General features: G+C 60.8%; 14 protein-coding genes. 3 read left to right on the top strand and 11 right to left on the bottom strand.

The window, feature by feature from the left end; genetic code table 11:
• The first annotated feature begins 341 nt into the window (after positions 1 to 341).
• The 3 genes from KYK29_RS05195 (at position 342) to KYK29_RS05185 (ending at position 1,312) form a co-directional block, all read left to right on the top strand.
• A complete protein-coding gene (locus KYK29_RS05195) occupies positions 342 to 551 on the top strand; it encodes a cold-shock protein (RefSeq protein WP_045016315.1) in 210 nt (69 codons plus the stop codon).
• Positions 552 to 687: 136 nt separating this feature from the next.
• The gene (locus KYK29_RS05190) at positions 688 to 912 is read left to right on the top strand and encodes a hypothetical protein (protein WP_254689770.1); all 225 of its coding nucleotides are present in this window, start codon (positions 688 to 690) and stop codon (positions 910 to 912) included.
• 28 nt (positions 913 to 940) lie between these two features.
• Entirely contained in the window at positions 941 to 1,312 is a 372-nt protein-coding gene (locus KYK29_RS05185) for a DUF6481 family protein (RefSeq protein WP_254689769.1), read from the top strand.
• Positions 1,313 to 1,794: 482 nt separating this feature from the next.
• On the opposite strand, the gene KYK29_RS05180 is transcribed toward KYK29_RS05185, so the two are convergent.
• From KYK29_RS05180 to KYK29_RS05130, 11 genes are all read right to left on the bottom strand, one after another.
• The gene (locus KYK29_RS05180) at positions 1,795 to 1,986 is read right to left on the bottom strand and encodes a KGG domain-containing protein (protein ID WP_254689768.1); all 192 of its coding nucleotides are present in this window, start codon (positions 1,984 to 1,986) and stop codon (positions 1,795 to 1,797) included.
• An 873-nt stretch (positions 1,987 to 2,859) separates the two neighbouring features.
• The gene (locus KYK29_RS05175) at positions 2,860 to 3,090 is read right to left on the bottom strand and encodes a hypothetical protein (protein WP_254689767.1); all 231 of its coding nucleotides are present in this window, start codon (positions 3,088 to 3,090) and stop codon (positions 2,860 to 2,862) included.
• Between the two features lie 292 nt (positions 3,091 to 3,382).
• Positions 3,383 to 3,652, bottom strand: coding sequence for a hypothetical protein (locus tag KYK29_RS05170; RefSeq protein ID WP_254689766.1), 270 nt, complete (start codon positions 3,650 to 3,652; stop codon positions 3,383 to 3,385).
• A gap of 80 nt (positions 3,653 to 3,732) precedes the next feature.
• Positions 3,733 to 4,233 (bottom strand): Panacea domain-containing protein, encoded by a 501-nt coding sequence (locus KYK29_RS05165; RefSeq protein ID WP_254689765.1) that lies wholly within the window; start codon positions 4,231 to 4,233, stop codon positions 3,733 to 3,735.
• Positions 4,234 to 4,420: 187 nt separating this feature from the next.
• Complete coding sequence (locus tag KYK29_RS05160; RefSeq protein WP_254689764.1) at positions 4,421 to 4,735, bottom strand: hypothetical protein; 315 nt, start codon at positions 4,733 to 4,735, stop codon at positions 4,421 to 4,423.
• Between the two features lie 93 nt (positions 4,736 to 4,828).
• Positions 4,829 to 5,110, bottom strand: a complete 282-nt coding sequence (locus KYK29_RS05155) for a hypothetical protein (RefSeq protein WP_254689763.1) — start codon at positions 5,108 to 5,110, stop codon at positions 4,829 to 4,831.
• A complete protein-coding gene (locus KYK29_RS05150; RefSeq protein WP_254689762.1) occupies positions 5,107 to 5,943 on the bottom strand; it encodes a lysozyme family protein in 837 nt (278 codons plus the stop codon). The genes KYK29_RS05155 and KYK29_RS05150 overlap by 4 nt, the downstream gene beginning before the upstream one ends.
• A 123-nt stretch (positions 5,944 to 6,066) precedes the next feature.
• Positions 6,067 to 6,753: a hypothetical protein gene (locus KYK29_RS05145; RefSeq protein ID WP_254689761.1), complete on the bottom strand. Its 687-nt coding sequence runs from the start codon at positions 6,751 to 6,753 to the stop codon at positions 6,067 to 6,069.
• Positions 6,754 to 6,783: 30 nt separating this feature from the next.
• A complete protein-coding gene (locus KYK29_RS05140; protein ID WP_254689760.1) occupies positions 6,784 to 11,790 on the bottom strand; it encodes a phage tail protein in 5,007 nt (1,668 codons plus the stop codon).
• 12 nt (positions 11,791 to 11,802) lie between these two features.
• Positions 11,803 to 12,234 (bottom strand): GNAT family N-acetyltransferase, encoded by a 432-nt coding sequence (locus tag KYK29_RS05135; protein WP_254689759.1) that lies wholly within the window; start codon positions 12,232 to 12,234, stop codon positions 11,803 to 11,805.
• Positions 12,231 to 12,878 (bottom strand): hypothetical protein, encoded by a 648-nt coding sequence (locus KYK29_RS05130; RefSeq protein ID WP_254689758.1) that lies wholly within the window; start codon positions 12,876 to 12,878, stop codon positions 12,231 to 12,233. Before KYK29_RS05130 ends, KYK29_RS05135 begins: the two co-directional genes overlap by 4 nt.
• Position 12,879 lies beyond the last annotated feature (1 nt).

Raw genomic sequence — 12,879 nt, 5'->3', positions numbered from 1 at the left:
CGGGTACAGAACGTAAACGGATCAACGTGCAAGTTGCGTGCAAGAGGAACAGACAGGCTTGTTTCGTTCACAGATGTTCGCGCTACCGCGGCTAACCGTCAAATTGCGAGGAATACCCATCTTGCCGGCAGAAAGTTGCCGGCGCCCCGTAGGGCGCAAATAAACTATTGGTTGACGCTCGGTGGAGCGACGCCTATAAGGAGATGTCGAATTTGCTTGATGAAGCTTTGATTGTTACGCGATTAACACCGCGTCCTGAACGAACCTTTCCATTCAAAATCGTTATCGTCCGTGGCGCTCTCGCGCTGCGGTTCTTCAATATTGCTATGAAAGGGTTCGTTATGACCACTGGCACAGTTAAATGGTTCAACTCCACCAAGGGCTTCGGCTTCATCCAGCCTGACAATGGCGGCGCTGACGCGTTCGTCCACATTTCCGCCGTCGAGCGCGCAGGTATGCGTGAACTCGTCGAAGGACAGAAGATCGGCTTCGACTTGGAGCGCGACAACAAATCGGGGAAGATGTCGGCCTGCAACCTGCAAGCCGCCTAACTCATCCCGGTATCCGCTCTCCGTTGACCACGGATGTACTGGCACTGTCGAGAGTACGATACCAGCAAGGTCAGGCAGATTGCCTGGCCTTTTTTGTTACCGCGGCACCATGCGGCATCCAATCCGGAAAAAAACCATGTCACAGACACACAGCAAATCTCGCCAGAAGGCGGAGATCGCTTTCGCCAATGCCCAATCACAATTTTTTGCTCGCAACAGTGCTGGTGAGGAACTTGATTCTATCGTTCTCGCCCGCGAGGAAAAGACGCTCCGGCTTCGTCAAGCTCGCCTTGCAAAAGAACTAAGGGACCGTGAGGCAGCGATAGCCTCTCTCCTTGCTAGACGGGCAAACGTGGCCTGAGTTATTACCATTATCGTTAGGAAAAAAATTGAAGTACGCCACAAATAACGATCTTTCCAAACGCTTGACAGCGGCGACAGAAGCGAAAACTGCGGCCTTGAACGCCTTCCGCAAAGCGAATTCGGCGACTGACCCTGACAAGTTGGCTCGACTGGCCGAGCGAGCGGCCGTAACGGCTGCGAGGGAGGATCGGCGGCGCGAACGTGAAAGAGTAAAACTCGCAGAAGCAAAAGAGGTAGCCGAACGACAAGCTGCCGCAGATGCCGCCGTACAAGCGGAAATCGACGCGCGCCAGAAAGCCGAGCAAAGTATGATATCCCGCGTTATTGAAGACGAAGCCGCCCGCAAGGCGGCGCGGGATGCACGATACGCCAACCGTAAGGCCAGAATTGGAAGGTGATTGATAACAAGGGTCGGGGGCCTTTTGCTTCGGCTCACCCCTGCCGCGCCTCCAGCTCGGCCAACGGCCTCGTTGAGTTTTGGGCAGTCGGCAGCATTCTATCGTAACGCATGGAACCAAGGCCGTAGCGTCGCATTTTTCTCAAAACAGGAGATAAGCGATGATAGGTTCTGAAAAGGCGACACAGACGCCCGAAGTCGAAGATCCGCATCCAGGAAGCGTTTCTGACGGAACGCACCCTGAAGCCGCAAAAGGAAATCCTCCACGGCCAAACAAGCCGTCGCGCGATAGGCCGGAAGTGAAAGAGATCACCGAGAAGAGGACTTACGCCGAAGCGCCAAGGCATCCCACAAAGTCAGCCGGAGCCTCGTGAGATTTAAGCCAATGCTCGGGGCGCAGACTTCGTCCCACGCATATCCCGAAATACGAAAAGCCCGCCACCACACGGTGACGGGCTTCTTGATATTGGGCAGGTAACGCGATCAGTGCTGGCCACCCTTGCGGCCGGCCTCGGAGGCCCGCTCGCGGTCTTCGGCAAAGTTGCCCTTGCCGCCGCGGTGGCTGCTTTCGTTCTGGTTCTTGTCGCCGGAAGCCTGACGCGTTTTGTCGTCATTCTTGTGGCTCTGCTGGCCCGCCTTGACATGCTGTTCGTGAGTTCCGCCTTGGTTCGGCATAATGCTTCTCCTGGGTTTTCTGCAAGACGTCTATTCGCCTCGCAGCAAACCAACGATGACGGGAGAGGGTCGTTCCTTCCTGAAATATAACGTGATCCAAGGACCGCCGAATTGGGCCGCCGTCCTCACTGCGCGCAGAACTTTCGTGCCGAAATCTCGACGACTGATCGGTGCAAATGAGGATCGTAAGAATCACCCGGAAAAGTCTCCACCAGATATTTTGCGAAATCCTCACGGACCTGCGGAGAGTCTGGAAACCATGGTTGTTCCGTAATTTCCTTAAAAACGTCCTGCAACGACGCAAGTTCTTCTGGCTGGAAAGCTCGTTTCGCGGATCTCCCGTTCATAGCTGTCCCTCCTTTTTTGGGGCGGAAGCAATGAAGCTCTCAGGAACTGCGCCCTTACCAATAGCGGTTCCAGTGGTCACCATACGCCGCTTTCCGCACGTGTCCATCGGCTCGCAAAAAGAACACATTTGAGGCCGTCCAGATCAAATGGCCATCCGAGCGTGATCAGCAGCCACTTTTCGAATGCTGTGAGCGCGACCCTATGGCAATGCGCCGCCGTATCGCTGTCCAACGGTCGCTGAATTACAATTTTTTCAAAACGGCTGATTGAAATTAAGCTGAGAATTGCGATTGCAAATGCACGCAATCAACGTAAGGTTTGGAGTTGTACCCAAAACGCCATGAGGGCGCTGCTGATGCTGACCGCGAAAGAAATCGCAGAACGCCGCCTGACAATGGCCGCTGTCCGTAAGGCTCTGCGGGATGGACAAACGGTCGAGGAAGGGCGGGAGCTGGTCAGACGGATGCTCGCCAATCAGGCCGCCGCCGACGAGCCCCCGCCCCCCTCTATGTCAGATACAACCAATCAGATTGCCGCCGCACGCACTAAATCGGCCGACAAATAAGGATCTTCACTGTCGGTCGGCGGCCGCGGCGCGACACGCCCGCTACAAAGATCAGAGGCGTGCAACTCCGCCATGCCGATAAAGTACGCCAACTCCACGTCGTGTTGCTTGGCTATTCGGTGCAGCTGCCCCAACAGGACGGAAACATATTTCAGGCTCTCACCGGCAGTCTGAACACTCTCGCAACTCATACTCCCCTCCCTAAAATTGATAATCCGCAACTTAGAGCCTAATCGCGCCGTAGTTGTGCTGCAACCCTGATAAATCCGCGAAACAGTCACATTATTTTGGCTGTGGATTGATTGCAGATTGCAACTATAATGCGCGCTGCAATCCGGCTGATTCGTCCGTCATCCCTGCCGCGCCTCCAGCCCTGCCACCTTTCGGCAGCGGGGCTGTTGACCTGAGACGCGGTACTCAAACACTGCCGCGCCGGCACAATGGATTGCGATGGTGAAGGAGCGGTTAAGGCGGCAGTGAGGCCTACCCGCGCCTACCGAAGAGATAGCTACCGACAAGCGCCCACACTCCGAGGACGCTAATTGTGGTGGTTGTCAGCAGTGTGATGAACATATTCTCGGTCAGTCCGACATCAAAAATACTCATGACCATCTGGGCGGCCGTAGAGCCGATCAGGAACCAGACCCAGAGGTGAGTGAGCCTAAAAGCTGCTTCCGCGTACTTCTTTCGCTCCTGCATGTCCTGCTGGAACTGCTCGTTATTGAGCACCTTTGCATGGTGCTCCGGCCCCACTGAAGGTCTCCTCCCTCTCGGCAAGGGCGGACGTTTCATCGGGGTTGATCGCGATGATCTCCCCCGATTCCACCTCAGGATCAGGCGTCGGCGAGTCCGTACTCATGCACCAAATCCCGATAGTGAGCCGTTATCCGATCGACCGGGATTGGCGTATTTTTGGGAACGCGAAAACCGAATTCCGCAGCAGTGTCATACCACGGACTGCCGGGCTTATGCGTGAGGTCAGATAGCCATTCTGCGCTCCGCATGCCATAGCGGCCCCACGTCCATTCCAACATACTGCAAATCTCATGGTCAGCATCGTTGACCCGGGGTGGCGGGGTAGTGAAATTGTCGTTCTGGACACTGGTTATTGGGCGCCAGCCGAATTGATTAAGGGCAAAGTACAGGCTTTTGAACACCGGCCCGTGCTGCCAAACCTGCGGCTGCTCACTGATGAACGGCTCGTCGTGGTAAGCAAGCCACCAGCCATAAGAACAATATACGAGCTTCTGAAGCTTCATGTGGCTTACGCCGCTGGGGCCGGCCATCACGATGAACTCATTCGCGACCGCCAGAGGCTTGTAGGGCATAGGCATGCTATAACCTCCCTGCTCTCGTGCAAACCGATCCATAATGCAGATATGCGCTCTTTACCTGAAACGTCAAGGAACCAGCTACGAATAGCCGCATGATGGCGAGCCTACCTTGCGCGGGCATTGATCACGGCGGCGGCCGTCCCGTCAGCGCATGCCACACCGCCGCGAAGCTTGTTAGCGCCGCCCATCACCCCATCGCGAACCCGCCTGTGAACAGAAATGCGACGATGCCGGCGATAATCCCACCGATTATCAGCCAGTTGATGCGAGACAGCGCGTTCTTGATGTCGCCTACCGAGCTTTCCAGCCCTGAGAACCGCGTGTCGATCCGGGCCTCCATCGCATTCCACTTCTCGTCGTGGCGCGCGCTATCGATGTCACGCTGCCGCTGCCAGGATTCGATGGCGGTGATGCGTTGCGTGTTGCTCTGTATGGTGTGCTCTGCGCTCACCATGCGGCTGCGAAGATCGGGGTCGGCTTCCGATGGGGTCATTTCCAGCATCCTTTGCGCTCTCCGGCGCGGTCATTTGCAATCACCCGCTCAGCACCGGGGCGGTCGGCTTGCAGCAACGCAACTGTTCCGGCCGGAGAAAGATTATTCGCTGTGAACGGGCTGCACCCGGAGGGTGTTACAGTCTGACACCCTGCCAAGATAAGCGATGCAGAGATCATAATCAGACATGCGCTGGATTTTGGCGTCATCGCCCTTCCTTTCGAGTTCTTCACGCTGAGATTGGGCGGCCTGTTCCGCGATGAGGCGCGCCCTGCCTTCAGAGCGGGCCGCAGGGAGCGATACGAGGCTGACATACGCCATGACGGCGGCAGCTCCGAGAAGCGCGCCGCCGGCCAGCTTTGCGGCGTCGAGGATGCCGATCATGTCGAAAACTCCGCCTTGAGGTCCCGAACGGCCTTTGCGAGATCAAACCGCCGCTTGATGCCATAGACGGCAAAGGCCACGATCATTGCGCTTATGAAGAGCTGGACGCGCCAGTCGAGGCCGCCCATGAAATTGCCCACGGCCGTGACGATCGATCCGAGGCCAGCCAGCGCCCACGTCCGGACCGTCTTGCTCTTGCCAGCCGGCGTGCCGAGTTCGCCGGGGTCAGCCACGACTGGCTTTTCAACGACGATAGGCTGTGGAGGCGGTGTGATCGGCGCAGGCTGTCTCGACGCCTTCACCTGGTCGAGAACCGCTTCAAGCTTCTCCGGACTTACCAGCGCCTTGTTGAGCTTGTCGCCCATATAGTAGGACGAGCCGCGTGGCACCTGCCGATGAGCGCCCTTCACGGACGCCAGTACCGGGAACGACGCCCATTCCTGCGCCAGCCGCTTGCCGAACTCTGTACGACTGATCTTGCCGTCCATGAAGAGATCATAACCGCGGCGCAGGAGAAGCTGATAGCCGAGTTGGTCCTGAAGCTCCGGCGTGAACAGATCGGTTCCGGCGATGGATGGATTCGCCTTCGCAAGATCGATGAGTGTCGCGCGCATGAACTGGTAGGCCCCGGCCGCACTCGACCCGTGGTTCTTCGACCACTGGCGCTGCGCATCAATGATATCGCCATAGGTCATGGCCGTGAGGCGCTTCGGCAGGCGGCCCTGCTTGTGGCCGTAGATGACGTCATAAGATGCGCGGTCGTCCCGGCCCACCTCAGTCTTGCGAATGAAGGCGAGCAGGATCCGCGCACCATTGGGAATGGTGCGGTTCATGTTCATATCCTCAATGTTGATAAATTTCAGGGGTCAGTCATGATGGAGAGCGGCCAGCGCCCCCCATAACCCTGGATGCTGGCCGCAGGAGCCCCGGACGATGCAGGTCGCCGGGGCTTCGCCTTATTCCGTATCGCCTTCCCAATCCACATTCGCGGCCACCTTGGCCGCCTCCGGCGTCTCCGCCGCCAGCACCGCGAGCTTGGCGGCGGCGCGCTTGCCCTCGATGACGGCCGACACCTGTTGCCAGCCCTCGAAGGTCGCGATGATCTCCGCCGCCTTGTCGGCCGGCGTCATGTCGGTGGCAGCCGCCTCGGCGTAGATATGCGGCACCTCGGCCGGATCGATCGCGGGGTCGGCGACGAAGGCCCGCGCCTCGTCGAGCTTTTGCTGATAGGCCATGGCCTGCCCGCTGCCGGCGGTCAGATAGCGCAGGCGATAGTGCTCGGCCGAGGCGTCGATCCGCGCGATCGCGTCGGCCTTGCAAGCCTCCAGATCGGGCGGGGCTGGCTGCCAGGAGGCCATGAGGTCTGTCAGGCCCTCGGGTACAACCGGCCAGTCATCGCCGACGGTCGCGAGCAGGTCATCCTCCTGCTTGTTGAGCTGCGCCACCAGCTGATCAAACTCGGCCGGCGGCAGCTCATTGGTCAGTCGCGCCGCCAGGAGCCGCCAGTAATCGGTTGCGCCGTGAATCTGCTGGCGGGCGAGCCACCAAGCGACGGTTGCCATCCAGCGGTTGGCCTTGCCCTCCGCCCGGGCTTCAAGAAGCCCCTCGATCATGGCCTCATACATGCTGTCGATGCGATACATTCTGGTCTCCTATCGGGTTGGAAAAAACCGTTATCGCTTGCAGACGAGCGCCGAGAGCCAGCGCCTGTCGACGGATCCGGTCTGGGTGCCGGTGACCCCGCGAATAAGCCTCAACTGATAGACGTGCGTCCCGGCTGGCGGAGTATCCACCGCCCGCAAGGTCACGTTGTCGTATTGATAGGGATCCACGTAATCAGGCGGGGCGGGAGTGATGACCCCCCACATCTTCATCGAATACGCCAAACCTACATCGTTGCCGGCCCTCCTGATAACGAGAGACGCCGTATTGGCGGGATTTGAGAAGAGGGTTAGATCGCACAAGGATTCCAGGATGACTTTCTGGTTTGCTTCGGTTGTCACTGTGACCGATGCGATGAGTGTATTGCTCCCGGCGGCGATCGAAACGGACGAGTTGTCGTAAAACGACTGCACGTCGGTGACAGCGCCCTCGGCGATGTTACTGGTGCCGACGGTAAGCGTGCCGATGTTAGCGCTTGAGATATCGACGTTACCCAACGTCGCATTGATCGCCGCCAGATTATTGACGTTGATCTTGTTGGCCGTGACCGCCCCCGCCGCGATCTTGACGGCCGTGACGGACCCCGCGCCGAGTTCGGTCGCCGTCACTGCCCCGGCGGCAATCTTGCCCGCCACCACACTGTTGGCTGCGATCTTGTCGGCCGTGACGGCGAGCGCATCGAGCTTGGCCGTGGTGACGGCCCCGGCCGCGATCTTGTCGGCGACGACCGCGCCGGCTGCGATCTTGGCGCTCTCGATCGCACCCGCCGCCACCTTGACGGCGGTGACCGCGCCGGCTGCGATCTCGTTGGCCGTGATCGCGCCCGCCGCGACTTTGCTCGTCGTCACGCTGGCCGCCGCGATCTTGTCAGCCGTGATCGCGCCGTCGACGATCAGCTCGCCGGTCGCCTTGCGCCTTACAAGCGGCCGCCCGAACAAAGCAGCCGCCCCGACGACATCGGTCGCCTGTAGATGGATACGGCCGTAGGCCGCGTCTGGCGGGGCGGTAACGGTGTCAGCGAGGGTGACAATGCTTGTCGACGTGGTCGTGCCAAACCCCGAAGAAGCTATCGCAGCACCGGTCCGATCCCACCACTGTATTGCGAGCCGGGCGCGAGCCCCCGCTGGCGCATAACACCGCGCCTTGATGCTGCCATAGATTTGCTCGCCCGGGGTTACCGGGAAAGAAGGGAAAAGCGCCTGACCCCAATCGTTGGTGGCCACGACGGACAGTAACCGGTCCGTACCCCATGCCGGGTCTCCGGCCGCTGCGGTGGTCACTGTGCCGCCGCCGGCACTGATCGCAGATAGATCCGCATAATCCGGGTCAACGATCAGATTGGTGAAATCACCCACGGCGAGCTTGGAGGCGGTGATGGCCCTGGCGGCGATCTCGGTTGCCGAGACGGCGGCCGCCGCGATCTTGCCGGCCACGACACTATTGGCGGCCAGCTTGTCGGCCGTGACGGCGAGCGCATCGAGCTTGGCGGTGGTGACGGCCCCGGCCGCGATCTTGTCGGCGACGACAGCGCCGGCGGCAAGCGCAGCTGCCTCGATCGCACCGGCCGCCACCTTGGCGGCGGTGACCGCGTTAGCTGCGATCTCGTTGGCGGTTATCGCGCCGGCGGCGACTTTGCTCGTCGTCACGCTGGCCGCCGCAAGCTTGTCGGCCGTCACCGCACCGTCGACGATCAACTCGCCAGTCGCCTTGCGCCTTACAACCGGGCGTCCGAAGTAGACGATTCCGCCGGCGTCAGCATCCGTCGCCTGAAGATGTAGCCGCGCGTAGGCCGCGCCCGGCGGAGCGGTAACGGAGCCCGCAAGCTCTACGACGCTGGTGGACTGGCTGGTCCCGATGTTGATGTTGCCGATACCCGCACCATCTTGATCCTGCCACTGGATCATCATCCGGGCGCGCATGCCGTCGCCGGATACACATCGCGTGTTGACGGCACCATAGAGTTGCTCTCCGGCCACGACCGGGAACACAGGGAAGATAGCCTGCCCCCAGTTTGCCGTGGCCGTGACGCGCAACAGGCGGTCGGTGCCCCAGGCGGCATTGCCAGCCAAGGTGCCCAGGGTCGACCCACCGGCTGCAATCCCGGAGAGGTCCGTATAGCTGGAGTCCACAATCAGGTTGGACCAGTCACCGACGAAGAGCTTGGACGCGGTCACTGCACCGGCAGCGATCTCGGTTGCACCGATAGCCGCCGCAGCGATCTGGCCTGCCACCAGCTTGCCGACGATCTGGCTGGCGTCGACGCCATCGTCAAACGCGCCGTTGCGATAGGTGTAGGTGCGTTTGGTCGTCGTCAGATAGACCTGCCGGCCCTCGACGTTGCCGCTCGCCGGCAGCGCCGACAGGATCTCGACCGGCCGGATGCCGGCGGCAAACTTGCCGATGGTCACCGCGCTGTCTGCGATCTGGCTGGCGACGATCTGCCCGGTGAGCTTGGCGGCCGCCAGATCGGCAATCTGACTATTGGTGAGCTGACCGGTAACCTTGGAGGCGGTAAGGCTCTCGATCTGTGCACTCGCCAGCGTGCCGGTAATGTCGGCCGCAGCCGTCGCCGCCGTCCAGCCGCTGCCGGTGTTGCGATAGAGCTTGCCGTCGCCCGTCAGATAGACCTGCCGCCCCGCCGTATGCGGTGCTCCGGGCAAGGCGGAGAGGATTTCGACCGGCCGGATGCCGGCGGCAAACTTGCCGATGGTCACCGCGCTGTCTGCGATCTGGCTGGCGACGATCTGCCCGGTGAGCTTGGCGGCCGCCAGATCGGCAATCTGACTATTGGTGAGCTGGCCGGTAATCTGGGAGGCGGCGAGGCTCTCGATCTGTGCACTCGCCAGCGTGCCGGTGATGTCGGCCGCCGCCGTCGCCGCCGTCCAGCCGCTGCCGGTGTTGCGATAGAGCTTGCCGTCGGTCGTCAGATAGACCTGCCGGCCAGCCATGTGCGGGGCAGCGGGCAGCGCCGACAGGATCTCGACCGGGCGCAGGCCCGTTGCAAACTTAGCGATGGTCACCGCGCCGGCGGCAAGCTTGCTGGCGATGATCGCCTCATTGTCGACCAGATCGCTCGTGATCGCCTCAAGCTGGATTTTAAGCGACGACACCGCGCGGTCGGCAAGCTTGAGTTCCGTGATCGCCTCGTCGAGGATGTCGTTCGTTCCGAGCCGCAAATCCAACGTATGGACGGGTAGCCAGCCTCCCCACGTCGTTTCGCGGGGCGACGCAGGGATGTAGCGGCCGCGCACCTGATAGTCGTCATCTGGCAGCAGGCCCTGACTGATCAGGATCGATCCGGCAGGCACATCGTCGGAACGGCCGCGGTAAATTATGATCCCCTGGTGCCGCACCTGGAACTGTACGGCTACGACGTCATCAACGTCACCATCCCACGAAAGCCGAATGGCCGGTCGCCGTCCCGCGCCGCTCGAATCGTCAATAGCCGCCGCACTGGCGAACCAGTCGGCGATAGTCTGTGGTTTCGGTGGGTTCTTGATCAGCCGCCCATCCGGCTCATCGCGATAGTCTGTCGATTGGTTCCAGTCGTAATCACTCGGATCGACTTCGGTTATATCGACGATGACATCGAGGTTTTCCTTGTCGACCACGCCGTCGACGCGGAATTTCTTGTTGCTATAGCCGTTTCGTGCGCTGGTCAGGGTCACGAAGTCACCCGGCTCCAGCGGCCAGAATGCCGGCGGCAGCGTGAACGTATGCCGTCGCGCACGCCGCGCCTCGGCCAGCGCCGACTTTGTCAACCGCTGCACCTGAACCTTGTACGGCACGAAATCCAGCGAGACATCCGCCATGAGGCGGCGATTGCCGTCTTCCGTCTCGAACTGCGCGTTATAGCGCGGCGGGGCGGTCTTTTTGTTCCAGCCTTCGGCCGGCGATGGATAAGTCGCCGAAATCCCGTTGATAGTTTCGGCAAGGCCGAAGAACGGCGAGAAGGACTGCTCTTCGGTCGACAGGATATCGCCGTCAGTGATGGTCGCGACGGATGCGTCACTAGCGCCGAGCAGGAGTGTATAGGTGCCGCCAGCCTCCGAAAGCCTCCCCTGACACGCGGTCAAAAGATTTGGGACCGTGTCCGCCATCCGTGCCGACACCGGGATCTCGCCGCCGCTGCGGTAGCGTGGTGACCCGTTGACGACGGCGCGGCAATATTTGATGCGCGACACCCAGTTTGACGCAGGCAGTCGGGCGGCGGACATGCCTTGCAGGCCGTAGAACCACTCGCCGTCATATCTGATGCCGCGCAGCAGATTGTAGATCTGGACAGCCGGAAGGTGATCGCCGTCGCCGCCCCAGGTGGAAGGATTGCCCTCGCGCTGCGATCCGGACCCGCCCGGTTTGGTGCTGTCCTTCGAAGGATCGTAAAGCTTCGCGCCGTTGACTTCGAAACGATACTCGGGAAACCCGGTGAACAACTGGTCATTGATGCGCGCCGTGCAGATGGCGTAGGCCACGCCATAGCCGATACGATCCTCGCCGTAAGGACGCTCCGTGGTGGAAACCCTGTCCGTCAGGAAGCTGTCGGCCACCGTCTGGGTGCCGTCATGAAACTTGACCCAGAGGTGATCCTTTCCGTTCACCCGATATTCAAGGACCGGCGACCCCTTCTCCGGATCGGCCGTGCCATCGAGCGTGACCTTGACACCATTCACCCAGACCGCGACCAGCCCGTTGATGGGCAGATCGGAGATCGAGATGACCTGCGTGAAGTAGGCGTTCGGCGTTCCGCCTTCCGTACCCCATTCGTTGGCGTAGACCAGGCTACCGGCCGTTGCCGTCCAGCCGAGCGGGAAGGATCGCGGGATGTCGCCACCCGCGCGGATGGAACCCTGTATGCCGAATTCCTGCGGCTTCGGCGCATCCTGACCCGATATCGCGGCGGCCAGTAGGTTGATGCCGATACCGACAGCGATCTTGAGGATCGCCCCGCCAATTCCGGACAGGAACGTACCGCCGAGCAGCCCGCCGACGATCGCCGACAGGCCGGAGAATATAGCCATGGAGAGATGACCTCAGATGTGTTTGATGAAGTGCGTTTCCGCCGGCGCGTAACCACGGCGGGCGTAGAGGCTGGAGACGTCGTTCGTGGCGAGCGACGCCATACCGATAACAGCGCAGCCCCGGTTTTTCGCCCAGTCCTCATAGGCGTCGAGCATCCGGATAGCGCCTCGCCCTCGCGCCGACGGCGTGACATACCAGACTGTTTCCTTGGCCCAGAAACCCGCGCCGAAGGGATGATCGAAGACGGATGCCAGCAGCAGCCCGCCAACCGTATCGGCAGCGAGGACGAGGCAGCAGGCAAGCGGAGAGGTGCAATGCAGATCGAAGAGCAGTCCCGCTCGATCTGGCAGGAACGGCCAGGTGAAGCCGGCCGCCTCATGGCTTTCGTGCAGCAGATCTATGCAGGCGGATCGGTCAATGCTCTCCGCTGGACGGACGATCATGCCTTGGCCTTCTTTCCGTCGATCTTGCCCCGGGCGCGGCCCCAGAAGAATTCCTGATCGCCGACCGTGGAGACATCCGCATAGAAGCGGTCACCGGCAACGCGGTTGCGTTGACTGACGTCGGATCGCGTATCGGGATTCGAGCGCGTCATTTCCTGCGTGTGCGACACGCATTTGAGGGTTACGGATCCAGTCTGGTTTTCGGCCGGCGTGGTGATGTCAACCTCGTCGACGAAGCCGACGAAGCGACAGAAGGCAGGCGCAACCATCTGGCGATTGAGCGGGTTGAGAAGGCCACGGTAGATTTCCACGCGCGCCTGTTTACAATCGTAGAGCCGCACGGCCTGCTGCACGAGGTCGTCGATCTGGTTCATGGCGATCGTCACTGTCTGGACCGCCAGATTGGCGACCAGAGGTATGGCGTCGATCCCGATCAGCGTTCCTGAGCCGTACCATGTGCGCGTGACGATCGCCCCCGTATCGGGATCGAGAACGTCGGCGGAGACATTGCCCACGTCCGACCAGAAGCCGACCGCCTGCGGACCGTTGTCGTCACGGTCACGCGCCACGATCCAGAGGAAATCCCGAGGCAACAGAAGGCGCGCGGCAAGCGCCGCGTTATTGGCAGAGGAAATTGTGCGCATG

The organism is Shinella daejeonensis (assembly GCF_024281235.1).
Lineage (GTDB): Bacteria > Pseudomonadota > Alphaproteobacteria > Rhizobiales > Rhizobiaceae > Shinella > Shinella daejeonensis.
This window is presented reverse-complemented; position numbering and strand designations above follow the sequence as displayed.